Source organism: Xanthomonas sp. AM6 (assembly GCF_025665335.1).
Lineage (GTDB): Bacteria > Pseudomonadota > Gammaproteobacteria > Xanthomonadales > Xanthomonadaceae > Xanthomonas_A.
Genome location: NZ_CP106869.1, coordinates 168,291 through 192,500, shown reverse-complemented (window position 1 = coordinate 192,500; position 24,210 = coordinate 168,291). Strand labels below are relative to the sequence as shown.

General features: G+C 71.2%; 17 protein-coding genes and 1 pseudogene. 5 read left to right on the top strand and 13 right to left on the bottom strand.

Annotated features, from left to right (window positions below):
- Positions 1–545 precede the first annotated feature (545 nt).
- Positions 546–1,727 (top strand): benzoate/H(+) symporter BenE family transporter, encoded by a 1,182-nt coding sequence (locus tag OCJ37_RS00795; RefSeq protein WP_263111767.1) that lies wholly within the window; start codon positions 546–548, stop codon positions 1,725–1,727.
- A gap of 21 nt (positions 1,728–1,748) precedes the next feature.
- Here the strand turns inward: OCJ37_RS00795 and bphP are convergent, their stop codons facing one another.
- The 5 genes from bphP to OCJ37_RS00770 all read right to left on the bottom strand — a co-directional run bounded on the left by bphP (position 1,749) and on the right by OCJ37_RS00770 (position 9,035).
- Complete coding sequence (gene bphP / locus OCJ37_RS00790; protein WP_263111766.1) at positions 1,749–3,653, bottom strand: bacteriophytochrome BphP; 1,905 nt, start codon at positions 3,651–3,653, stop codon at positions 1,749–1,751.
- Positions 3,650–4,249, bottom strand: a complete 600-nt coding sequence (locus tag OCJ37_RS00785; RefSeq protein WP_263111765.1) for a biliverdin-producing heme oxygenase — start codon at positions 4,247–4,249, stop codon at positions 3,650–3,652. Before OCJ37_RS00785 ends, bphP begins: the two co-directional genes overlap by 4 nt.
- 198 nt (positions 4,250–4,447) lie before the next feature.
- Positions 4,448–5,698 carry a TCR/Tet family MFS transporter gene (locus OCJ37_RS00780; RefSeq protein WP_263111764.1) on the bottom strand — a complete coding sequence of 417 codons (1,251 nt, stop codon included), beginning with the start codon at positions 5,696–5,698 and terminating at the stop codon, positions 4,448–4,450.
- 519 nt (positions 5,699–6,217) lie between these two features.
- Entirely contained in the window at positions 6,218–8,467 is a 2,250-nt protein-coding gene (locus OCJ37_RS00775; RefSeq protein ID WP_263111763.1) for a lytic murein transglycosylase, read from the bottom strand.
- A gap of 175 nt (positions 8,468–8,642) precedes the next feature.
- The gene (locus tag OCJ37_RS00770; protein ID WP_263111762.1) at positions 8,643–9,035 is read right to left on the bottom strand and encodes a YchJ family metal-binding protein; all 393 of its coding nucleotides are present in this window, start codon (positions 9,033–9,035) and stop codon (positions 8,643–8,645) included.
- 95 nt (positions 9,036–9,130) lie between these two features.
- Here OCJ37_RS00770 and OCJ37_RS00765 point away from each other — a divergent pair, with 95 nt between their 5' ends.
- Entirely contained in the window at positions 9,131–9,904 is a 774-nt protein-coding gene (locus OCJ37_RS00765) for a sulfite exporter TauE/SafE family protein (RefSeq protein ID WP_263111761.1), read from the top strand.
- Positions 9,905–10,027: 123 nt separating this feature from the next.
- Here OCJ37_RS00765 and OCJ37_RS00760 read toward each other — a convergent pair.
- The 6 genes and pseudogenes from OCJ37_RS00760 to OCJ37_RS00735 form a co-directional block, all read right to left on the bottom strand.
- Positions 10,028–13,690, bottom strand: a pseudogene (locus tag OCJ37_RS00760) (SbcC/MukB-like Walker B domain-containing protein); the annotation flags it as partial.
- Positions 13,691–14,051: 361 nt separating this feature from the next.
- Entirely contained in the window at positions 14,052–14,741 is a 690-nt protein-coding gene (locus OCJ37_RS00755) for a DUF4194 domain-containing protein (RefSeq protein ID WP_263111759.1), read from the bottom strand.
- Positions 14,728–16,197, bottom strand: coding sequence for a DUF3375 domain-containing protein (locus OCJ37_RS00750; RefSeq protein WP_263111758.1), 1,470 nt, complete (start codon positions 16,195–16,197; stop codon positions 14,728–14,730). The genes OCJ37_RS00755 and OCJ37_RS00750 overlap by 14 nt, the downstream gene beginning before the upstream one ends.
- A gap of 34 nt (positions 16,198–16,231) precedes the next feature.
- Positions 16,232–16,837, bottom strand: a complete 606-nt coding sequence (folE, locus tag OCJ37_RS00745) for a GTP cyclohydrolase I FolE (RefSeq protein WP_263111757.1) — start codon at positions 16,835–16,837, stop codon at positions 16,232–16,234.
- A gap of 405 nt (positions 16,838–17,242) precedes the next feature.
- Positions 17,243–17,791, bottom strand: coding sequence for a YdeI/OmpD-associated family protein (locus OCJ37_RS00740; protein WP_263111756.1), 549 nt, complete (start codon positions 17,789–17,791; stop codon positions 17,243–17,245).
- A gap of 188 nt (positions 17,792–17,979) precedes the next feature.
- Positions 17,980–19,359, bottom strand: a complete 1,380-nt coding sequence (locus OCJ37_RS00735) for an MFS transporter (RefSeq protein ID WP_263111754.1) — start codon at positions 19,357–19,359, stop codon at positions 17,980–17,982.
- 554 nt (positions 19,360–19,913) lie between these two features.
- On the opposite strand from OCJ37_RS00735, the gene OCJ37_RS00730 reads away from it, so the two are divergent.
- Together OCJ37_RS00730 and OCJ37_RS00725 are read left to right on the top strand one after the other, a co-directional pair.
- On the top strand, positions 19,914–20,885 hold the full coding sequence (locus OCJ37_RS00730) for an ATP-grasp fold amidoligase family protein (RefSeq protein WP_263113766.1): 972 nt from the start codon (positions 19,914–19,916) through the stop codon (positions 20,883–20,885).
- A gap of 254 nt (positions 20,886–21,139) precedes the next feature.
- Positions 21,140–22,030 (top strand): type II toxin-antitoxin system RelE/ParE family toxin, encoded by an 891-nt coding sequence (locus tag OCJ37_RS00725; protein ID WP_263111753.1) that lies wholly within the window; start codon positions 21,140–21,142, stop codon positions 22,028–22,030.
- Between the two features lie 284 nt (positions 22,031–22,314).
- Here the strand turns inward: OCJ37_RS00725 and OCJ37_RS00720 are convergent, their stop codons facing one another.
- Positions 22,315–22,566 (bottom strand): hypothetical protein, encoded by a 252-nt coding sequence (locus OCJ37_RS00720; protein WP_263111752.1) that lies wholly within the window; start codon positions 22,564–22,566, stop codon positions 22,315–22,317.
- Between the two features lie 356 nt (positions 22,567–22,922).
- Here OCJ37_RS00720 and OCJ37_RS00715 point away from each other — a divergent pair, with 356 nt between their 5' ends.
- Positions 22,923–23,378, top strand: a complete 456-nt coding sequence (locus OCJ37_RS00715; RefSeq protein WP_263111750.1) for a hypothetical protein — start codon at positions 22,923–22,925, stop codon at positions 23,376–23,378.
- 90 nt (positions 23,379–23,468) lie between these two features.
- Here the strand turns inward: OCJ37_RS00715 and OCJ37_RS00710 are convergent, their stop codons facing one another.
- Positions 23,469–24,176 carry a DUF2306 domain-containing protein gene (locus OCJ37_RS00710; protein WP_263111749.1) on the bottom strand — a complete coding sequence of 236 codons (708 nt, stop codon included), beginning with the start codon at positions 24,174–24,176 and terminating at the stop codon, positions 23,469–23,471.
- Between the last annotated feature and the right edge of the window lie 34 nt (positions 24,177–24,210).

The window sequence follows — 24,210 nt, the reverse complement described above, 5'->3', positions numbered from 1 at the left end:
CCTTTCCCTGTCACCCGACGTTTCCGTCGAAGCGAGCCGCCCATTATAGCGGACTTTTTCTTGCCGTCAACACCTCGTTTCGAGGTCCTGACGCCGATCCAACTCTCCGCCCGAAGGCTTTTCGTCGAACCGAGCCGCCCATCATAGCGGCTTTTTTGTTGCCGTCAATACCCTGATTTATCAGGAGGTTGACACCGCTTCCTGTGAAGAACCCTGAGGTTTTTCGCCGAAGCGAGCCGGCCATATTAGCCGTTTTTTTCACGCCGTCAACACCCGATGTTCGCTAGGTGTTTCCGGTCCGTTTCTGCCTCTGCCGAGCCGAAGACCGGCAGCTGCGTAGCGGGCCGCGCAGTCTACCGGGCCAGGAAAAAACGTCAACCGCTTTTTGCCGGCGGTGCGCGTGCCCCGCGGCGGACGCTGCGTGGCGACGTTCCTGTCGGCAGGAACGCGCGAGCGCGCGCGCGAGGAACACCCGCCCCACGCCGCAGCTGCCGCGGGCGAGCGCTTCGCCGAGAATGCAGGGTCTCTCCCCACAGGACCTCGCGATGCCCTCCACCGCCACACGCTCCCTCTGGCGCGACGCCTCGCTGCCGGCGCTGGTCGCCGGCTCCGTCACCGTGCTGGTCGGCTTCGCCAGTTCGGCGGTGATCGTGTTCCAGGCCGCGCGCACGCTGGGCGCGTCGCAGGCGGAGATCGCCTCGTGGATGTGGGCGCTGGGGCTGGGCATGGGCGCGACCTGCATCGGCCTGTCGCTGCGCTACAAGATGCCGGTGGTGACCGCCTGGTCCACGCCGGGCGCGGCGATGCTGATCAGCAGCGGCGGCGGGTTGCCGCTGTCCGATGCGATCGGCGCGTTCGTGGTGGCCGCGCTGCTCGGCACCGCGGTCGGGTTCTCCGGCCTGTTCGAGCGGATGATCCGGCGCATCCCGATGTCGCTGGCCGCGGCGATGCTGGCCGGGGTGCTGCTGCGCTTCGGCCTGGACGTGTTCGTGGCGATGCAGAGCCAGCTGGGCATGGCGCTGGCGATGTTCGCGGTGTACCTGTTGGGGCGCCGCGCGTTCCCGCGCTATGCGGTGATCGCGACGCTGGCGGTGGGCATCGCGATCGCCGCAGGCAGCGGCACGCTGCACCTGGAGACCGCGCAGTTGAGCCTGGCGCGACCGGTGTTCGTGTGGCCCACGCTGTCGTGGCAGGCCTTGTTCGGCATCGCCTTGCCGTTGTTCGTGGTGACGATGGCCTCGCAGAACCTGCCCGGCGTGGCGGTGATCCGCGCGTCCGGCTACGCGGTGCCGATCTCGCCGACGCTCGGCTGGATCGGGGTGGTCAATGTGCTGCTGGCGCCGTTCGGGGCCTATGGGCTGAACCTGGCGGCGATCACCGCGGCGATCTGCATGGGCCGCGAAGCGCAGGAGGATCCGCAGCGCCGCTACATGGCCGCGGTGTTCGCCGGCGTGTTCTACCTGCTGATCGGCCTGTTCGGCGCGACGGTGGCCGCGCTGTTCGCCGCGTTCCCGAAGGAGCTGGTGATGGCGATCGCCGGCATCGCGCTGTTCGGCACCATCGGCAACAGCCTGGCGACGGCGCTGCGGGACGAGGGCGAACGCGAGCCGGCGCTGATCACCTTCCTGGTCACCGCCTCGGGGCTGTCGCTGTTCGGTATCGGCGCCGCGTTCTGGGGCCTGCTGGCCGGTGCGGCGACCTCGCTGCTGTGGCGGCGCATGCGCTGAGCGCGCGCGCCGCCGCGTTGCTCAGCGCGGGTCGCGCAGCTGCAGCAACCAGTGCGTGGAAACGCCGGACGGACTGGGCAGCGGTTCGAAATCGAACTGGCGGTGGACCGGGGCGGCGGCGTCCACGCGCAGCGGCAGGGTGACGTAGGCGGCGCGTCCCTGGCGCAGCAAGGTGGCGATGCGCTGGATCTCCGTAGGGGCGGCGCTGCCGGCGTAGAGCTGGTCCAGTTCGCAGCCGATCAGCTCGGCGATCTCGCGCTGGTACAGCAGCGCGAACGCCTCGTTGACGAAGGCCAGCCGGCTGGGCCGGCCGTCGCTGCCGCGCTCGATGATCGCCACCGGTTCGCGCAGCCGCGACAGCGAGGCCTCCAGCAGCGCGAAATCCTGCTGGAAGCGCTTGCGTTCCATCAGCTCGATCAGCACCCGCAGGCTGCGCGCCGACTCCAGGCTCAGCGGCGACCACGGCCGCGCGCGGCCGCGCACGGTTTCCTGCCACAGGTCGAAGCTCTTGCGCGGCGACAGGCGCGAGTTGGGGATGTCCTGCAGCTTGGACAGCTGCGGGTTGCCGGCCCAGTTGACCGTGCGCACCTGTTCGCGGCGGGTCCACAGCAGCGCGCTGCGCGCCTGCGGCATCAGCGGCACGAAGATGAAGCCGGCCGCCAGCGGCGCCAGGTCGGCCAGTTCCGGGAAGGTCTCGCCGATCTGTTCGGTATGCAGCGCGCCGACCGCGTCGTGGCGCAGCGCTTCGTGGTGGCTGGCCTCGATCTGTTCGCGGATGCGGGCCAGGTCGGCGGCCGGCGGCAAGGTGCCGTGGCGGGTGATGTGCTCGCCATGGAAGATCGCCACGCCGTCGGCATCGACCACGTCGAGCAGGTCCGAGGCCATGCCGTCGAGCATGTCCGCAGTCAGCGCCTCGGCTTCGTTGAAGTCGGTGATCAGCTTCTCGCGCACGGTCAGCAGCACCGATTCCACGCGCGCGCGCGACACGGCGGTCAGCGCGCCGATGCGGCCGGCCAGGGCGCGGCTGACCGCGTCGGTGACGTCGCGCATCTCGTGGTTGCAGAAGTACGGGCGGTAGTGGTGGCAGGCGATCAGGCCCCACAGCGCGTCGTTGACCACGACCGAGGCCACCAGCGTGGCGGTGACGCCCATGTTGGCCAGGTATTCCAGGTGCACCGGGGAGACGCTGCGCAGGCTGACGTCGCTCAGGTCCACCGGCGCATGCAGCCGCGGATGCAGGGTCGGCTGGATCGGCGCGGGTACGTAGCCGACGTCGGCGATCTGGCGCACGCGGTTGCGCAGGTACAGCGTGCGCGCCTGCGCGGGGATGTCGCTGGCCGGATAGTGCAGGCCGAGATAGGACTCCAGCTCCGGCGCGCGCGCCTCGGCCACGACGTCGCCGTTCCACTCGTCGTCGAAGCGGTAGATCATCACCCGGTCGTAGCCGATCAGCTGGCGCAGGCTCTTGGCCGCACGCTGGCAGGCTTCGTCGATGCTGTTGTCGGTCTCCAGCCGGCGCAGCAGCGGCAATGCATCGCGCAGGCTGGCGTCGGCCAGCGGCGCGTCGCGCGGCTCCAGTTCCAGCAGCCATTGCTGCGGATACAGGTGCCAGGCACCGACCCAGCGCTGCCGCAGCGGCACGGCGCGGCCCGGGAAGCCGACGTCGACGTAGGCCAGCTGGGTGCGCTCGGCGGCGTCCGCCGCCACCTGCGGCTCCGGCACCGCCAGCAGCGCGTCGTAGCGCTGCCCGAGCAGCTCGTCCAGCGGCACGCCGAGCAGCTCGGCGGCGGTGGTGCTGGCCTGCACGATGCGGCCGTCGCCGGGCTCGATCACCAACAGCACGCCGTGCGGCTGGATCGATCCGGGAATATGGATCGGCTCGCGGGCGCAGGCCTCCATGTCCAGGGGGGCGGCGGTCTCGCTCATGCGGCGGTCTCCAAGGCGAAATGGGTGTGGAAGTGCGCGAACATCGCGCGTGCGCCGTCGACCGCGGCCTGCCGCGATTCCGGGGTCGGCAGGGCCTGCTCCAGGCGCTGCTGGAAGCGCCGCCAGCAGGCCGGATCGGCATGGCCGAGTTCGAAGTAGGACAACGCCGGCGCGATTTCGGCCAGCGTCTGCCGCAACTGCCGCGCGATCACCCGCCCGCCCAGGCGCGAGCCTTCGACCACGTAGAGCATGCCCCAGCGGCTGCCGGCCTCGGCCGCCGGCGGCGCGGGCGCGGGCGATGGCGGCGACGCCTGCAGCGCGGCCAGATCCTGCGCCAGCAACGGACTGCGCGGCTGGTAGCGCCAACGGGCGTCGCCGCTGGCGTGCAGCCAGGCCGATTCGCGCTGTTCCCAGCCGGCCAGCACCGCATGATGGCGGCGCAGCACCTGGACGTAGTCGCGCACGGACAGACGGTCGCCCAGCAACGTACGCATCATCGGCAGCCGTTCGACGGCCCGGTGCTGGCGCTCGGTGGCCTCGCGCAGAAGCTGCGCGGCGGTGAGGGGCGTGGCGGTTCCGTCGGGTGGCGACATCATGGAGGCAGGCTGGCGACAGCAGCCGGGCGGGCCGCGACGGCGAAAGAGGCCGCACAGCGTAACAACCGGGGCCGCGCGGTGCCAGGCGAGGCGGCGGCGGCGGCCGGCGCCGAGCCGCGGCAAGCTGAGCAATTCATGCGCCGGCAGCGCGGGCGCTGCGCATGCCGTCGCGAACATGCCGCCGCGCGGTTCGGTGCACTACGCGGCCGCGCCGGCGCGCTCGGGCAGGCGCGCGCGGCGCCAGGCCACGATCCAGCCGAACGCCAGCAGCAGCGCGGCCAGCAGCCACGGCGCGCCGGGCAGGTGCGCCGGCGCGTGCTTGCCGATGAACAACGCGAACACCCACGCGTACAGCAGCGGCCCGACGATGCCGGCCAGGCTGACCAGGCTCATCAGCGCGCCCTGCACGCGGCCCTGCGCATCGGCGCCGACGTGGCGGGTGACGATGGCCTGCGCGGAGGGTCCGGCCACCGCCCACAGCGCGCTGACCGGCACGCCGAGCAGGAACATCGCGCCGCTGCCGGCGACGCTGTAGATCGCGAAGCCGGCCACCCCGCAGCCCAGCCCGAACAGCAGCGCGCCGCGTTCGCCGAACCGGCGCACCACGCGCGCGACCAGCAGCGCATTGACCACGATGCTGCACACCCCGACCAGGGCCAGCACCCAGCTGACCTGCTTCGGCCCCCACTGGTACCGGTATTCGGCGAACAGCACGAAGATGCTCGGATAGACGTAGTGCGCCAGATTGGCCAGGAAGATCACCGCGGCCAGGGCGAACACCTGCGGGTAGCTGCGCAGCAGCCGCAGCGCGCCGAACGGATTGGCGTGCTTCCAGTCCAGGCGCGGCGTGCGCCGCTCCGGCGCCAGCGACTCGGGCAGCACCCACAGGCCGTAGAGGAAGTTGAGCAGCGCCAGCGCCGCGGCGAACCAGAATGGCGCGCGCAGGTGGTAGCTGCCGAGCCAGCCGCCGAGCAGCGGCCCGATCACGAAGCCGAGCCCGAACGCGGCGCCGATCATGCCGTAGGCCTGGGCGCGCTTGTCCGGCGCGGTGATGTCGGCGATGTAGGCGTTGGCGGTGGTGAAGCTGGCCGAGAACACGCCCGACACCACCCGCGCCAGCAACAGCAGCGGCAGGCTCTGCGCCAGCGCCATCACCACGAAGTCCACGCCCAGCCCCAGGCACGAGGCCAGGATCACCGGGCGCCGGCCGTAGCGGTCCGACAGCGCGCCCTGCAACGGCGAGCTGACGAACTGCAGCGCGGCGAACAGGAAGCCGAACCAGCCGACCCATTTGGCGGCCGCGGCGAAATCGCCGCCGGTGAAGTCGCGCACCAGCCCGGGCAGCACCGGGATGATGACGCCGAAGGCCAGCACGTCGATCAGCAGGGTGATGAAGATGAAAACCAGGGCGGCGCGGCGCGTGCGCGCGGCAGGGGGCGAGGAATGCACGGCAGGTCTCCCGACGGACGCCGCAGTGTAATCGGCGAGCGCGGGGGTTGCGGGACGAGCGGGAAACGATCGATGGCCCGCGCCCGGGTCTTGGATCGGCGCTGCTTGCCCAAGGCACAGTGATCGGCTGGTGCCGACGTTGTGATTGCGCGCCAGCAGGTGCATCGCGCACAGCAGAGGCGGGGAGGTCGGTGCCCGCGCCTTGTCGGTAGAACGCGTCGGGACTGAAGTCCCTCCCACAGGAGATCGGTCGGCCTGGCGCCTGGTCGATAGCGCGGCTGGGGCCGATGGAACCAGACCACCGAGGCCCCTACCGATCCATGCCGCCCCGCGGAGGCATCTTTGGGAACGCTGCGGTCGCGGCGGCGAGGTTCGGTCCCGGGGCCTTGTCGGTAACCGCGTCGGGACCGAAGTCCCTCCTACAGGGGACGGGGCACCTAGTGGCGCGATGGGAGCAGCTGGCACGAGGCCACAAAAGCCCCTGGCATCCGGGCCGCGCGCTTGCGGCAGCGCGCGCCGTCACAGCGGCGCGACCGCGATGGTCTGCTGCAGCACGTGCTGCGTGCCGGGGGCCAGTTCGATCACGTCGGGGCCGGCGTTGGCCGCTTCCAGGCACACGAACTGGCGCCAGTGTTCGCCGACGTCGATCATCTTCTGCGCGCCGGCCTCGCCCGGGTTCCAGGCCACCAGGGTGCGGCTGCCGGCGGTGGCGATCTGGATGCGGCGTTGCAGGCCGGGATCGAGCAGCGTGTAGCGGCCGCCGGCGCCGGTGTAGATGCGGTCGCTGCGGCCCGGATCGCGCGGGTCCTGCAGGCTCCAGTCGCCGTGCTGGCGGTGCGGCGTGGCGTAGCCTTCGAACTTGTCCAGGTAGTCGAGGCCGTCCAGGCCCTGCACGCGCACCTGGGTGGCGTCGGCGACGTGGAAATAGTTGTGCAGCGCCTGGGTGAAGCGCGCCGGCTCGCGGCCGACGTTGTCGGTGATCAGGCGCTGCTCCAGGGTCGCGCCGATGCGCAGCTGCATGTGCAGGCGCAGCGGCAGGTCGTCGAAGTCCGGCGGCGCCAGGGTCAGCACGATGCTGCCGTCGGCCTCGCGGCGCGCATCGCGCAGCTGCCACGGCACGGTACGCACGAAGCCGTGCGCCGGCACGTCGTCCGATTGCCCCTGGCGGCCGAAGTACGGCCAGCACACCGGGGCGCCGCCACGGATCGGGGTGGGCGTGGGCTGCGCGCTCGGCGACAGCCACATCACCTCGGTACCGCCCTTGGGCACGAACGACAGCAGCTGGCCACCGAACAGGCTGATCGCCGCGGTGGAATGCGGGGTCTCCACCAGCAGCGAGGGATAGCCGTGGAAATCGCCTGTGCTCAGGCCGGGAATCTCGGACATGGGGGTGATGCTCCGTGGCGCGGGGGATTGGACGAAGGCCGGGTAGCGCGCCGGCACGCGGAAGGCGGTGGCCGGCTTGCCGCCGAACGGCGTGGACGGCGCGGGTGCGGGTGGTGCCGCGGGTGTGGGCGTGGGCGAGGCGGCGGGTGCCGGAGCGCCGGGCGCTTGGCGGCGCAGCGCGTCGAGGATGCGTTGCCCGGCGCGGCCGTCGGCCGGTTGCAGGCCCAGGCGCAGTTGCTCGGCCTGGATCGCGCGGCGGCTGGCGCTGCCGATCATGCCGTCGGCCTGGCCGATGTCGTGGCCGCGTGCCAGCAGCAGGGTCTGCAGTTCGCGCCGCTCGGGCCGGCCCAGGCCGGGATCGTCGGTGGGCCAGGCGGTGGCCAGGCCGGGCTTGCCGCGCAGCTGGTCGGACAGCAGCGCGATCGCCAGCGCATAGCTTTCGGCGGCGTTATAGGCGTAGATCGCGTCGTAGTTGCGGAACACCAGGAACGCCGGGCCATTCGTGCCGGCCGGGATCAGCACCGCGGCCGGCGCCTGCGGCGCCAGCGCGGGCAGCGCGAGCGCACTGCCGTCGATGGCGGTCAGCCCGCGCGCGCGCCAGTCGGACAGCGGCCGGCGCTGGGTGCGCCCGGCCAGCGCCGGGTCGAACCCGGCCGGCAGCTTCACCTCCACGCCCCACGGCTGCCCGCTCTGCCAGCCGGCCAGCTTCAAGTAGTTGGCGGTGGACGCCAACGCATCGGGAATGCTGGCGACCAGGTCGCGGCGGCCGTCGCCATCGCCGTCCACGGCGACGCGCGCATAGGTGCTGGGCATGAACTGGGTATGCCCGAAGGCGCCGGCCCAGGAGCCGCTCAGGCCGTCCGGCTGCAGGTCGCCGGCCTGCAGCAGCTTCAGCAGCGCGAACAGTTCGCCGCGGAAGAACGGCTGGCGGCGGCCGTTGCACGACAGGGTCAGCAGCGACACCAGCAGCGGGCGCTTGCCGGAGACGCGGCCGTAGTCGCTCTCCACGCCCCACACCGCGACCACGGTCTCGGCGTCCACGCCGTACTGCTGCGCCACCCGCGCGATCAGGTCGCGGTGCGTGGCCAGCATCGCGCGGCCGTCGGCCACGCGCTGGGTGTCCACCAGTCCGGCCAGGTAGTCCCAGATCGGCGTGGTGAACTCGGGTTGCGCGTCGAGCAGCGGCAGCACGCTCATGTCCGGCTGCAGGCCGGCGGTGAAGCGGTCGAACGCGGTGGCGGCCACGCCGGTCTTGGCCGCGGCGGTGCGCAACGTGGACAGGCAGCCGACGAACGCGGGATCCGGCGCCACCGGCGGCGTGGGCAGGGTCTGCGCGGCGGCAAAGGGCGCGGCCAGCAGCAGGGCCCAGGCGAAACGCATCATCGAGACTTCCTCGCCGACAGCAGGCCGCACATCATAAACAACCGCAGTGCGGGCACTGCTCACAGTGGCCGGCGTGGGTCTGCGGGCGCCGGGCGGGGCGCACACGGAGTGCATTGCCCGAGGATGCCGCCAGGCGCGCCGCCTGCGCTGCAAACCGGAGTGCGTCGGCCTGCGGTCAGTCCAACGCATCCAGGTAGTACCAGCGGCCGTCCTCGCGCACGAAGCGGCTGTGTTCGGTCATGCGCACGGCGCTGCCGCCGCCGATGCGATAGCGCGCCAGGAACGCGACCTCGGCGTGGTCGGCATCGTTGGCCACGACGCGCTGCACGGTCAGGCCGAGCCAGGTGGTGTGCGCATCCAGCCCCAGGTCGGCCGGGCGCGTGGACGGATGCCAGCTGGCGCGCAGGTAGTCGGCGTCGCGGCGCACGTAGGCGCTGTAGCGCGAACGCATCAGCGATTCGGCATCGGGCGCGGCGGCGCCGGCATGGTAGAGCCCGCAGCACTGCGCGTACTCGCGCGGGCGGCCGCAGGGACAGGGATCGGCAAGGCGCGGGGCGGACGGCGGCATGCGCCGATTGTGCCGGCTGCGGCGGCATGGCGCACGCCTGCCGGCGCACGGGCCGATCCGGCTATGCTTGCGCCCCCCTCGCATGGAGCGCCGCCTTGCTGGAGCTGATCCCCGCCGAACTGCCCTGGCTGCTGTGCATCGCCTTCGTCGCCGGGCTGGTAGACGCGGCGGTGGGCGGCGGCGGCCTGATCCAGTTGCCCGGGCTGTTCGCGACCCTGCCGCAGCAGGCGCCGGCGGTGCTGCTGGGCACCAACAAGTTCAGCGCGATGGCCGGCACCGGCGCGTCGGCCTGGCGCTACGCGCGCAACGTGCGCTTCCCGTGGCGGCCGGTGCTGTACGCCACCGCGGCGGCGTTCGCGTTCTCCTTCCTCGGCGCCACCGCAGTCAGCCTGCTGCCGAAACAGGCGGTGCGGCCGCTGATCCTGGTCCTGCTGGTCGCGATGCTGGCCTATACGCTGGTCAAGAAGGACTTCGGCGCGCTGCACCGGCCGCGCCACATCGGCCGCCGCGAGCTGGCCATCGCGCTGGCGATGGGCGCGGCGATCGGCTTCTACGACGGCTTCTTCGGGCCTGGCACCGGCAGCTTCCTGATCTTCCTGTTCATCCGCTTCTTCGGCCTGGACTTCCTGCGCGCCTCGGCGGCCTCGAAGGTGGTCAACCTGGCCACCAACCTGGCCGCGCTGTGCTTCTTCGTGCCCAGCGGGCAGGTGCTGCTGGTGGTGGCGGTGCCGATGGCCGCGGCCAACATCGCCGGCGCGGTGGCCGGCACGCGGCTGGCGCTGCGCGGCGGCACGCCGCTGATCCGGCAGCTGTTCCTGGTGCTGGTGGTGGTGCTGATCGGCAAGATGGGCTGGGATCTGCTGCGCTGAGCGCAGCGCCCCTTCCCGGGGACGCTGCGTGGCCGGTTACTTGCGCTTGGCGGCGCTGCGCGCGGTGGCCGCCTTGGATGCCCTGTTCGCCTTGGGTGGCGTCGCCGCCGATGCCTGCTTCGGTTTGCTTGCCGCCGGCTTGGCAGCGGCGGGTCGCCCGGCGGGCTTTGCGGGCGGCGTGCGCGCTGCCTTCGTTGCGCCAGTGGGTGTGACCGGCGCCTTCCTGGCTGCCGCGCTCGCCGCCGTCGCCGGCTTGGCGCGGCCGGGCGCACGCTTGCGCGGCGGCGGCGCGGCCGCCGTGCCTGGCGTGGCGTCGGCTTCGATCGGCGCGCCGCCCTCCTCGGCTGCCGGCTCCGCCGCGTCGGCATCGACGGCAGCCGCCAGCGCTACGTCGCGCGCCGGTGCCTCGTCGCCGCGCGAGCGCTCCGGCAGCCTGAGCCGGTGCGCCTGCTCGTCGTATTCGATCAGCAGCACGCCGGAGTTGTGGCGCCCGCTGATCTCGACGAAGCAGGCGCCGCCGATGAACGGCTCCAGCGTCATCACCGACTTCAGCGGTGTGGCCACCACCATCTGGAACCCGAAGTTCTCGAAGATGTTCATCGCCAGCGCGGTGAATTCGTTGTCGGCCTTGTCGAACGCTTCGTCCAGCACCACCGCGCAGTAGCGCGGCAGTTCGCCGTCCTCGCCGCCGAGCTGGTAGCGCAGCGCCGCGGCCAGGCAGGTGGTGGCCAGTTTCTGCCGCTGGCCGCCGGACTTGCCGGCGCCGCTGCGGTAGATCTCGACCTGGGCGCGGGTCTGCGCATCCAGTTCCACGCCGATGAACTCCACGTGCAGGCGCACGTCCAGCACCTGCTCGCGCCAGCGCCGCAGTTCCGGCTCCTGCGCGCCGAGCCGGGCGACCAGTTCGCGCAGCGTGGCGAACTGCGCCTCGGCCAGTGCGCGGTCCTCGGTCTGCTGGTGCGACAGCACCGCGCGCAGCTGCTGCTGGAATTCGTGCACCTCGGCCAGGCGGCGGTCGCCGACTTCGATGGTGAGAAGGGTGCCGCGGTTGAACGGCACCTGCTCCAGGCTGGCGTTGACCTCGTCCATGCGCTGCTTGATGCCCTTGTGCGCCTCGGCGGTATGCCGCTGCAGCGCGAGCAGGTTGTTCTTGCTCTGGGTCTGCAGCAGGTCGAAGAAGCGGCCTTCGTGGCGCGGCAGGCCGTCGCTCTCCAGCCGCTCCAGCCGCGCGAGGAAGTCGTCGGCGCTGGACAGGCTGACGGTGAAGTCGCCGCTGTCCTCCGGCCATTGCTGGCAGTAGCGGCGGAAGCAGTCCAGCAGCTGCGCGCTGAGCCTGCTGTCGCGGCCCTGGCTCTCGGCCAGTTGCTCGGCCAGGCCACGCTCGACCACGCGGAAGTGGCCTTCCAGGTTGTCCAGCGACAACGGCGCCAGTTCGGCCAGGCGCAGCTGCAGGCCCTGCAGCTGGGTGGGGGTGAGCGAGGCGGCCGCGCCGCGTCCGGCGCAGGTCTCGCGCTGCGTCTCCAGGCGGCTGCGCTCGCGCGCCAGCTGCGCGCGTTCCAGGCGCACGTCCTCGTAGGTGCGCTTGGCCTGGTCGCGCCGGGCGCGGGCGGTGTCGATCGCCTGGCCCAGTGCGCGCAGGCCGCTGTCGCCTTCGCGCAGCTGGGTGAGCTGTTCCTCGATGTCGCTCAGGCGCTGCAACTTGGGTGCGACGTCGATCTCGTCCCAGTCGCGCTCCACCAGCGTGTGCGCGGCGAGCTGCCGCTCCTGGTCCTGCTCGCGCTGCTTGCGCAGGGCGGCCACGTCGGCCTCGCAGTCGGCGATGCGCTGTGCCAGGGTCTGGCCCTCGCGCTCGTAGAGCCTGAGCTTGTCGCGGTTGTCGTAGCCGAGCAGCCAGCGCTTGCGGTCGCCGACGGCGTGGCGGTCGTCCTTTTCGTAGCGGTCGCCCGGATGCTTGACCTGGCCCTCGCGGGTGATCGCGCGGTCGGCGTTGCGCAGCGCGGCGGCGGTGTCGACGCAGGCGTAGTCGAAGCGGCGCGCCAGTTCGTTGCGCAGCCAGTCGGCGAAGGCATGCTCGCGCAGTTGCAGCTTGCCCGGCAGCGACTGCGGATCCGGGTCGCGCGGATGCAGCGCGTCGTTGCGGCGCACGCGGTAGTACACCAGGCGCGTGCCCAGGTGGGTGCGGTTGACCCAGTCGCTGACCTGCGCGTAGTGGCGCTCGTCCACCAGCAGCGATTGCGCGAAGCCCTGCAGCACGCGTTCGATCGCGCCGCGCCAGACGGCCTGGTCCTCGCGTACCTGCACCAATTCGCCGACGAACGGCAACGCCGCCTCGCTCAGGCCGGTGTCCTGGCACAGCCGCACGCGCAGCGCCTGCATCGGCGCGGGGATGTTCGACGGCGCCCGCTTCAGCGCCTCGATCTCGGTGCGGATCTCGGCGAAACGGCGTTCGTCGTCGCGGCGCGTGGCCATGCGTTCGGCGATCGCCTCGTCCAGCGAACCGGCCTGTTCGCGGTTGCGCTCCAGCAGCCCGCGCGCGAATGCGACCTGCTCGGCGAAGCCGGTGGCGCCGGCGGCCAGCGCGGTGCCGAGCTGGCGGCAGGCCTGCTCGATCTGCGCGCGGCGGCGCAGCCGCTCGTCGCGCTCGCGCTCGACCCGGGCGCGTTCGCGCTCCAGCGCCTCGACCTGTTCGCCGCCGGCGGCGCGCTGCTCGCGCTCCAGTCCGGCCAGTTTCTGTTCGTGGTTGTCCAGCGACTCGCGGCGCTGGCCTTCCTCGCCGGCCAGGCCGCGGTCCTGGGTGTCCAGTTCCTGCAGGCGCGCATCGAGCAGCGCCAGGCGCTGCTGCTCGCGGTAGCCGTCCACGCCCAGCTGCAGCTCGCGCAGTTCGCCGACGCTGCGGCGCAGCGCCATCAGCGCCGCGTGGTGCTCGCGCGCCGGGCTCAGCGTCTCCACCTGGCGGCGCGCGGTGACCACCGCCTGGTGCGCGCCGTCGAGTTCGGCGAAGTCCTGCACCAGCCGGTCGGCGGCCTCGAAGGTGCGCGGCTCGTCGAGCATGAAGCCGCGCAGGAAGGCGTTGAGGTCGCCCAGGTTCTTCGCCGACTGGGTCTTGTGCAGCAGCCGCAGCGCCATCTCGTTGCCGATGCCGAGCAGGTGGCGGAAGCGTTCGGCGTAGCCGGCGAAGCCGTCGAAGTGGGCCACGTCCTCGCCCAGCCGCGCCTTGAGCCGGCGCAGGTCCAGGTCGAAGCCGTCGAGTTCGCGCGCCACGTCGAACGGGCGCTGCGCGACCATGTAGTGGCGGCGCACGTCGGCGGCGGCGTTGCCGCTGCCGGCGATCCAGAACAGCCGCACCAGGCTGACCGTCTCGCCGTGCGCGTTGCGGTACTCCAGCGCCAGCGCCGACCAGGTCGCGCCCTTGCGCAGGTACTGCGTGGCGATCTCGCCGGACGCGCTGTCCTGCTGGTCGGCCCAGGCGCCGCGCACGTACGACACCAGGCTGCGGTCGCGCCCGCTGCGCTCGGCCTCGCGCGCGGCGGCGTTGAAGTCGACGATGCTCGGCGGCGTCAGCAATGCCGACATCGCGTCGAGCAGGGTCGACTTGCCCGAGCCGGAGCGGCCGACGAACAGGAAGCCCTTTTCGGCGATCGGCACCTCGGTCAGGCCGTTGAACGTTCCCCAGTTGTGCACCTGCAACCGCCGCATGCGGAACTGCTGCGCACGCTGCTCGGCGAGCGAATCGGCGAACAGCGATTGACCCGGCTGCGCCGGCTGGAGGTTGGGCTGGGAATTCATTGCTCACTCATCAAAACAGGACGACGGGGGTATGCGGAGACAGGCCATCACGAATGGTTGAAGCGGGTTTTCTGGGTGTTGCGGGGAAGCGGGTGCGTCGTGGAGCGATGGGTTGGAAGCCGGGTGGAGTGCGGCCTGCCTTGCGGCATGCGTGCTCCGTTGCACTCTGCGACATCGCCACGCGACATACCCTCATCCGCCCTTCGGGCACCTTCTCCCGGGAGGAAGGGAACAGCTTGCGGCCCTGTGCTTGCGTCGCTGCGATACTGCCGCGCCAGTTCCTGAAACATCGCACTGCCTGCCTCTATCCGCCCTTCGGGCATCCTCCTCGAAAGAGGACGTGCTCCCGAGGGGCGACGGATCACTCCGCGGCCGTCTCCTCCTCGCGCAGGCTGCGGTACGCCTGCGCCAGTGCCTGCACGTCCTCGGCCGAGAACAGCAGCTTGAGCACCGGCGAGACCTCGTAGCGGTCCTCGCTGCCGCGCAGGCGCGACAGCAGCTGGTTCTCGCGCAGCTTGCCGATCGCGGTCATCACCCGCCGGGCGAACCCGGCGCGGTCGGTGGACAGGTTCTTCTCGTACACCGACAGCGCCTCGAGCAGCTGCGCCTCGTCCACCACCGCGCGTTCGCCGCGGGTGTCGGCCTCGGCCAGCCGCTGGCGCAGGAACAGCAGCAGCACCGACTCGATAAAGGTCAGCGGCGCGCTGCGCAGCAGGGTCGGCGCCTCCAGCTCGGCGGTGTCGGCCTGGCGGGTGAACGCCACCCCGCCCTCGCGGTCCAGCACCAGCTCCAGGAACAGCTCGCACAGCACGCGGCGGATCGCCTGCTCGTGGCGCAGCAGCGCCGGCCACAGCGGCCCGTGCCGCTGCGCGTCCACGCTCGGCCCGGCCAGCAGCTGGCACAGCGCGCGGCGCGCGTCGAACGGCAGCGTGCCGGTGTCGCCGAGGAACAGCGGGCCGTCGCCCTGCGGCGCGCCTGCCGTCGCTAGCGGGTCGGTGGCATCGCCGCCGTTGGGGTCGGCGTCGAAGCGTTCGTCGTCAGACCAGTTCATTGCGTTTCTCCCGGGTGAACCACACCAGCGGAATGCGTGCGCGCCGGAGCGTGCCGTCGCCGCCTTCCCACTGCACCGTTTCCAGTTCGCCGTCGATCACCACGCCATGGCGGGTGCCGAGCGACAGATAGCCGATGATGCTGCCCAGGCCCTGCACCGCCGGGCGCTGCTGCAGCGCATCGCCGATGGTCAGCCGCGGCTGCCGGCCGAGCAGGTCGTGCAGGTCGCGGCGCAGCGCGCGCACGTCGATCTCCGACTGCGCGACCAGGTCGCCGACGCTGTCCAGCGAAATCTCCGCCGCATCGGCGGCATGCACGCGGCCATCGACCTGGGCCAGGCGCGGGTCGTGCAGGCGCCACTGCGACAGCGAGCGCAGGCGGCTGCCGCTCAGCGGAAGCGTGTAGCCGGTCGCGGCGGTGGCGTGCAGGCGCTCGCGCAGCTGCAAGGCTTCGCCCTGGGCCTGCTTGAGCAGCTGGTTGAGGCGGCGTTGCTCCAGGTAGCCGCGGCTCTGCACGAAGCCGCGCAGGCTACGCGCGAAGTGCTGCATCACCGTATGCACCTCGCCGCCGCGCTCGAGCAGGGTGCCGGTGAGCCCGCGCAGGAAGGCGCGCTCGCGGCGGTCGAGCCTGCGCGCGAAGCCGCGCGCCAGCAGCGCGTCCAGCGCCTGGTCGAGCTGGCCGCTCTGCTGCGCGTCGTTGAGCAGGTTCCAGAACGCCTGGAAACTGCGCCCGGCCTCGCTGTCGGCGATCACGTCCACGCCGTCGAACAGCTGCTGCAGCACATCGCCGCGCGCGCCTTCGTCGTCGATGATGCGTTCGCGGAACTCGCGGTTGAGGCGCTCGAAGTCGTCGCGGACGCGGTGGAAATCCTCGGCCAGCTCGTCGGACAGGTGGATCAGGTCGCGCGCGCGCTCCAGCGCGCGCTTGCCGTCCAGCGCAGCGACGCGGCCGGCGGCCACGCGCTCGATCTCCGCATCGATGCGCTCGCGCTCGGCGCGCAGCGCGGCCAGGCGCGCGTCCGGATCGGATTCGGTCTGCCCGGCCAGCTGCACCAGCTGCTGGATCACCAGTGACAGCCGGCTCTCGGTGGCGTTGCTGGCGCTCTCGCGCAACCCGGCGATGAAGCGGATCGCCTGCGCGGCCGCGCGCGAGAGTTCGTACTCCTCTTCTGCCGCGCCTTCGGGCAGGCGCCGTTCCAGCCAGCCCTGGGCCAGCCAATGGGCGAGATAGGCCTGCGCGGTGCGCGGCAGGTCGCGCGAGAGCTGGTCCGCGCGCAGCGCGTCGAGCTGGCGCTGCAGGCGCTCGTGCAGCACCGCCGACGGCAGCCGGCGTTCGCCGTCCAGCAGCAGCGTCTGCAGCAGGCCGATCAGTTCCGGCGCGTGGTCGGCGGCCAGCAGCTTCCACAGCGGCCGTTCGCGCAGCAGGCGATAGCCTGCGATCCGTTCGTGTTGCTTCATGCCCGCCGCGACCGCCGTCCCCGCCACCGCTGGCTCAACGCTTGCCGCTGCCGTCGATGAAGCGCAGGAACTCGGCGCGGGTGCGCGCGTCCTCGCGGAAGGTGCCGAGCATCTTCGAGGTGACCATGCTGACCCCGCGCTTGTGGATGCCGCGGGTGGTCATGCACTCGTGCGCGCCTTCCACCACCACGCCCACGCCCAGCGGCTGCAGCACGTCCTGGATGCACTGCGCGATCTGCGCGGTCATCTTCTCCTGCACCTGGAAGCGCCGCGCATAGGCCTCGACCACGCGCGCCAGCTTGCTGATGCCCACCACCTTGCCGCGCGGCAGGTAGCCGACATGGACCCTGCCGATGATCGGCGCCATGTGGTGCTCGCAATGGCTTTCGTATTCGATGTCGCGCAGCACGATCAGCTCGTCGTAGCCGGCCACTTCCTCGAAGGTGCGCAGCAGGTAGTCGCGCGGGTCGGCCTGATAGCCGCTGAACCAGTCGCCGTAGGCCTCGGCCACGCGCCGCGGCGTATCCAGCAGGCCCTCGCGGTCCGGGTCTTCGCCGGCCCAGCGCAGCAGGGTGCGCACGGCGGCTTCGGCCTGGTCCTGGGTAACGGGGGATTCGGGGGTCTTCTTGGAGTCGGCCATGAGCGAAAACGCCCGTGAGGGGGGCTGCATGGTACCCGAGTCGCCTGGGCGTCGCCGAATGCGGCGGCGGGGAGCGTTCCGGGGGCGGATGCGGTCGCGGCTGAAGCCGCTCCTACAGTGCACCCAGCCGGCCATCCGCAGACCCCCTGTAGGAGCGACTTCAGTCGCGACGAGCGAAGCCGCGGGCCTAGTGCCACCGCACCGCGTCGGGGCTGAAGCCCCTCCCACTGTGCACCCAGCCGGACATCCGCAATCCCCCCTGTAGGCAAGCCCCTTGTAGGAGCGACTTCAGTCGCGACGAGCGAAGCCGCGGGCCTGATGACACCGCACCGCGTCGGGGCTGAAGCCCCTCCCACGGTGCACCCGGCCAGCCGTCAGCCGCACAGGCGCCGCCGCGCCCCGCCGCTAGTCGGCCGCTTCCGGCGCGGCCAGCGCCTTGCTGTAGAGGCCCGAGCGGTCGAAGCAGCAGGCGCGGCGCTTGCCGGAGGCGAGCATGTCGCAGGCGGTGGCGATGCGTTTGGTGCGCGTGTCGGCCTTCTTGCCCGAGACGATCCAGAAGATCCAGTCGCGCCGCGCCACCGCGGTGAGATCGTCCCATTGCGCGCGCGCCGCCGGATGCGCGGCCAGCGCCTGGCGCAGGTCGGGCGGCACCTCCGGCTCGGGCTCCACCGCCGCCGGCGCGATCTCCAGCGCCACCATGTCGCCCACGGCGACGCGGGCGGCCTGCTGCAGGGCCTCGTCCAGCTTGAGCCAGTGGCTGCCCTGCCCGTCGGGCGCCAGCGTGGCCTGGAACGGGTGGCCGGCAAGCGTGCCGTCCACGCTGACCATGCCGCGCGTCGGCAGTCTCGCGCTCGCATGCGCCGGTACCAGCAGGAATGCCCAGGTCGCGCCCGGGGGCGCCGCGGGCCGCAACAGCTTCGTCTCAAAGCGGATCGTGGCGGTGGTCTTGCCCATGCCGCGACGATAGCACCGGTGGGTGCGGCGGTTGGCGAAGTTGCCGCGCCGTCGAGGTCTCGGCCCGGTCGCCCGCCTGCGACGCGACTGCGGCGCTCGGCGGACCGGGCGGTCTCGACGTCCCCGGAAGTTTCAGCGTACCTGGAAGCGACGGATGGGCGCGGCCTCGCCGCGCCCATCCGACTCGATCAGCTACGAGACGCCCGCGCCAGCTTGCGCTCGTGCATCGCGCGCTCGTCGTCCAGCCAGTTCGCGCCCTTGTTGCTCAGGAAGAATATGTACACCACCAGCGACACCGCGATCACCGCGGTGGCGTACCAGACGAAGGTGGTCACGTGCCCGGTCTTCAGCGAGGCCTGGTACAGCAGCGGCGCGGTGCCGCCGAAGGCCGAGTTCGCCAGCGCGTAGCCCAGGCCCACGCCCAGCGCGCGGATGTGGGTCGGGAACAGCTCGGCCTTCACCACCGCGTTGATCGAGGTGTAGCCGGTCAGGATCACGAAGCCGCCGGTCAGGATCGCGAACGCGATGAGCCAGTCGGTCTGCTTGGGCAGTTCCAGCACCAGGAACCAGGTGTAGAGCACGCCGCCGATGCCGAAGAACACCAACAGGGTCTTGCGCCCGATGATGTCCGACAGCCAGCCGCCGACCGGCTGCATCAGCATCAGCACGGTCAGCGCGACCAGGTTGATGATGGTGCCGGCCATCACGTCGTCGCCGGCGAACGCGGTCTGGATCATCTTCGGCCCGGTGACCGAATAGGTGTAGAAGGCGATGGTGCCGCCGGCGGTCACCAGGAAGCACAGCAGCAGCGGCCGCCACTGGCGCACGAACAGCTCGTGCAGCGAGCCGGCCGAGCGGGCGCCGCCCTTGCGCGCCTCGGCGATGGAATCCGAGCCCAGCGACTCGTCCATCGTGCGGCGCAGCCAGAACACCACCAGCGCACCGATGCCGCCCAGGCCGAAGGCCAGGCGCCAGCCCCACTCGGACACCCAGCCCTTGTCGAAGAAATGCAGCATCACCAGCAGCGTGGCCTGCGCCAGCACGTGGCCGCCGACCAGGGTCACGTAGTGGAACGAGGACAGGAAGCCGCGCCGGCCGGGGATCGCCGCCTCGGACATGTAGGTGGCGCTGGTGCCGTACTCGCCGCCGGTGGCGAAGCCCTGCAGCAGCCGCGCCAGCAACAGGATGATGGGCGCGGCGATGCCGATCGTCGCCACCGTCGGGGTGACCGCGATGACGAACGAGCACAGCGCCATCAGCGACACCGAGATGGTCAGCGCCAGGCGTCGGCCGTAGCGGTCGGCAAAGCGACCGAAGTACCACGCGCCGATCGGCCGCATCAGGAAGGTCATGGCGAAGATCGCCCACACGAACATCGTCGCGTTCTTGTCCTCCTTGGAGAAGAACTGCGATTCGAAGTAAGTGGCGAACACCGAGTAGACGTAGACGTCGTACCACTCGACCAGGTTGCCGGCCGAGCCCTTGAGCGTGTTGGACACCGAGCGGCGGAGGCTGCCGGGAGCGGCGGCGGAACCGGAGACGACCGTGGGCGTTGGAGATGCGCTCATGCGGTGGGACCTGCAGGGTGGACAGGCCTGGGAGTATAGGCAGCGTCCGTATGGACCATGTCGCGGCGGCCGGCCTGCCGCCGCGGAATCGAATGCGTCCGCCTGTGTCGTAGCAATACGCGCCCCGCGCCCGGCGGCGTCTGTCCGCGGCGCGGCGGTTGGCGCTCCCGCCGCCAGAGCCGGCACATCCGCGCCGCGCCGGCCCTCGACAGCGCCGGCGCCGCCGACCACTTCAGCGTCCGGCAGTTGCGGTGCCCAGGGCGCCCGAATCCCGATCTCGCCCCCAGCACCGCGGGCGCAGTGCGCCCGCGGGAGGCACCCCTGAACGCGTACAGCGCCCTCCGGGCTACGGCCAGCCGTCAGGGCGAGGCCATACGTGCAAAAGAGCGGCCAGAAAAGTGGTTCAGGCAGCTGACCGCGCTCAGAATTGCGCCATTTCACTTCCCCTACGTGACGAATATCATATTTTCCTCTCCTTTTCGCGATGGAGTCGGCATATGGATAGTGACGTGGCCGCATTTACGGAGAAATCAGGATTCCGGCTCTCCGGGCCGCTGACGGCGGTTCCCAGACCGCCGCTCGGCCTCAAACGCAAGCTCAGGCAGACCGCCCATGTCTTCGTCACCCGGCTGCCGTGGCGTTGGCAGGAACACCTGTACTTCCTGGATACCTTCGGCCGCTGGCCGAACCTGCACGCGCCGGTCTGCTTCAACGAGAAGGTGCTGTACCGCAAGTCGGTCTACGGCGACCACGACACCTATCGACGGCTGACCGACAAGATCGCCGTGCGCGACCACGTCGCCGCCCGCATCGGCGAGCGCTACCTGATCCCGCTGCTGTACAGCACCGCAGATCCGACCTCGCTGCTGACCTTCCCGCGCTGGGTGCACACCGTCATCAAGCCCAACCACGGCGCGGGCATGGTGGAGGTGCTGCTCGACGAGCCGGACGACCGCCGCAAGCAGGCCCTGCTGGAAAGCTGCACGCGCTGGCTGCAGACCGACTACTCCAAGGTCGTGCGCGAGATCCACTACCGCGGCATCCCGCCGTGCATCCTGGTGGAGCAGTACATCGGCGACGGCACCCAGGCGCCGGTCGACTACAAGTTCCACATGTTCAAGCAGCCCGACGGCAGCTTCCAGTACGTCCTGCAGGTGATCTACAACCGCCTGCAACCGCCGCTGGCGATGACCTTCTTCGTCAACAACCTGGACGAGCCCTACCACCGCATCCGCGACGCCGGGCAATCGCCGCCGTGCGGGCAGGCGCTGCTGCAGCAGGCGCTGGAACTCAGCAAGACGCTCGCCACCGACTTCGATTACGTGCGCGTGGACTGGTACATCCAGGAAGGCCGGATCTATTTCGGCGAACTGACCTTCACTCCGGGCGCCGGCCTGGTCACCGGGCTCGATCGCGGGCTGGACCGGATCATGGGCGAGATGTGGGTGCAGCCGCGCGCCCCGCAGAAACCGCCGTTCGCCGCGCCCTGGCGCAAACCGGCCATGGCCATCCGCGCCAGCCAGTAGCGCGGTTGCCGGCGCGGTCGCTGCCACCGCGCGACGCCGGCCGCTCCGCCTGCGCTGGACGCGATCGACGCGGCCAGCGAGGGCCTAGCGCGCAATGGCCGCTGAACAAGCCGCCGCCGCACCGCCGGTTTCCGCTCCAGCGTGCAACGCCCGACAAGTGAACCAGGCCGGGGACGCGTTACGATGCCGCCCTCCCCCGGCCACGCCCCGCAGACCCCCATGACGCCCCGCAATCCCCGCGCATCCTCGGCGGCATGAGCAACGCGTCGAACCGCGTGGAGCCTCGGGCGGAATCCCGGGGCGAACGCCTGGAGCCCTGGATTGCCGCGATCGTCAGCGCGGTGCTGCACCTGCTGATGGTGCTGCTGTTGCTGCTGGCCGACCCGCCCACCATGAGCACCCCGCAAGGCGGCGCCAGCGGCGGCCGGACCAAGGTGGACTTCATCGGCGCCACGCGCCAACCCGTGCCTGCGCCCAAGACGCCGCCAGACCCGCAACCCGAGCGCAAGCGCGCGCCGGCCAAAGCCCGCCCGGCGACCTCCCCGGTGCAGTCCACCCTGGTCGCGCAGGCCGACGACCCGGTGCCGCCGCCCGATCCGGTCGCCACCGCCAGCGCGCCAACGGCGCCCACCCCCACGCCTGCCGAGCAACCGGCCCCGCCGCAACCGGACCCCGCCACGCAGCAACCGGCCCAGGCCGCCGCCAGCGAACCCGAACCGACCCAGCGCCGCGAGACCTGGACCGGACGGCCGCCAGGCGCGATCGACCAGGACCTCGGCCCCGCCGACGCCGGACTGGTCCGTGACGGCGCCGGTCGTGGCGGCCGCCGCGGCGACCAGAGCGATGCCGGCCCCAGCATGGAACTGGGCGGCTACCTGGTCTATTACGACCTGCGCAGCGAAACCCTGCTGCGCGCCTGGATGGACCAGGGCATGAAGGAGTTCTTCATCCTGCTGCCCGGCACCCAGTACCGCATGGCCTGCCCGCTGGAGATCGCGATGAAGCGCGGCTCCGGCAAATGCCGCGCGCTGCCGCCGGACTCCCCGGAACTGAAGGCCATCGGCGACGCCCGCGAGGTCATCACCATGCTGCAGGTCTACAGGCAGGGCGAACTGGTCTGGCGTGGGCCGGGACCGTACCGGTAGCGCCTGTCGCGACTGAAGTCGCTCCTGCAGGCGCATAGGCTGGCAACCTCGCCGAGCGGCGCGGCTTGTCGCAGGCACACCGGGCACCGCACGGAACGGAGGAAGAACGCGCCTCATCGGAGCGTTCGCGCCAAACCCCAGGCGCACATGTCGAAGCCACTGTCCGTCCCGCAATGGTGTGGGAGCGGCTTCAGTCGCGACGGGCGCTACCGGTGAATCCCGTCGCGACTGAAGTCGCTCCCACAAGAGGCGCTACAAGGGCAACCAACCCCAGCGCGGATGCGTCACGGCACGTCGCACGACCAGACCGACGAGGCGATCCACAGCGCGGCGCGGGTCAGGTTGTTGTGGACTTCCTGGATGGGGATGCCCTGTTGCGCCGTGCACTTGGCCACCGCATCGGCGCGGGCGCTCTCCAGCGCCGCGCCCGCGTCGTGGCTCTGGCCGCTGCCGCTGACGTACACCGTCGCCGCCATGACCGAACCTGCCGACAGCAGCAGCGCAGCCGCCACGGCAATGAAGCGTCTGTGTTTCATCGTCCCTCTCCCACAACGGATGAGCGTCCATTGCGCGCGCGCCAAGGCGCCCGCGCCATGAAACCCCGGTAAAAAATCCGTAAACGCACGATTGCCAACGTCAAGGGTGTGCGCTCTATTCCTTATGCAGGCAGTGCTTGGAACGCCGACGCGCAATTCCAGGCCTGCAAAAGCTTCGGAAACCAGCCGCAACACGCATGTGAGCCCGGCACACCGAACCCACCCGGCCGTAACGCCCGGTTTGCATTCGCCTTGCGCGATGTTGCTAGAGTCCGCGGCGTCCCTGGCAGCGGCTCGCCGCGCACGTGGCGGGGCTGCAATCGTTGGAGTCGTTCGTTCTCATGAGGAGGTGTCACATGCCCTGGAAGTCCACGCTCGCACTGCTCGCCCTGTCCGCCGCCGCCCTGCCGGCCTTCGCCCAGTCCGACCGGCAAGTGGTCGACGACATGCTGCTCCGCTCGGCCAACGTCTGCCCGGGCCACAGCACCGAACGCACCTCGCCCACGGTGAAGGCCGTGCCGGTCGGCGCGTTGCGCGTCATGCTCGACCGCGGCCTGGTCATGTGCCCCGACCGGCGCCTGGACGCCGAAGCGCCGGCCGTGTTCTACGGCAGGCTCGGCGTGTTCGCCTGGAACCCCGAAGTGAAGGCCGGCTCGGCGGTGATCGTCAAGCAGATCGACACCATGACCCGCAACGAGGAATACCCCGCCGAGACCCTGGTGTGGGACGCCAAGGGCGCCGCGCTCAAACAGCAGACCGTGCCGATGTTCGAACCGAAGCCGGGCGCGGCGGTGCTGTACAAGGTCCGCTGACGCCAGCCGGTCTACGCCTCGGGAAAGCAGCGTCAGTTCGTCTTTTCCGAGCGGGTGCCGTGCCTTTGCTGGCGACAGACCCGCCCCACCTCAGCCGGCATCGCCACCGATACCGGCACCGGCCCGTAGCGAAATGGGCTGCGCGGGCCGGCGCGCACCCTGTGCCACGCGGCGACCGAGGGCATACAGCAGCAACGGCACCACCCAGCTGCTCCACAGCAAGAGCGCGATCAGGCCCGGCGACGGCGTCATGCCCAACCCGATCGCGCCAGGCAGCGCCAGCCGGAACGCCACCGGTGCCAACGTCACCAGAGACGCCCGCACCATCCACTGCCGGTGCCGCTCCACCTGGCCGCGCCGGATCGCCACGAACCCGACCGAGCCCGTGACCAGCCACGCCAGACTGGTCGCGGCGAATGCCATGCGGATCGCCGGCGGCGCCGGAGACGTGGCGATCAGCCCGGCCGCCCCGACCATCGCCACCAGCATGCCGACGAAGTACGCGCGCCCCATCCAGCGATGCAACCGCGGAAACCTGCGCCAGCGCTGCGTGGCGAACTGCAGCGTCCCCAGCAACAGGCCCACCGCCCCACCGCCGAGATGGCACCACAACCAACCGCGCCGGGTCAGGAACATGGCATAGGCGGGCGAATCCAGCGCCGCGTACTTCAAGTAGACGTGACGGACGAACTCGGAGGCGAACACGGCCAGCGCCAGCCACAGCAGCGCCCACGCCACGCGCGCAGCAGGCCTGCCGCGGCGCACTTCGACATCCTCGCGTATCGGGTCGACCCGCATGCCCCGCTCCCTCTGCCAGCCTGCTCTCGGCAGC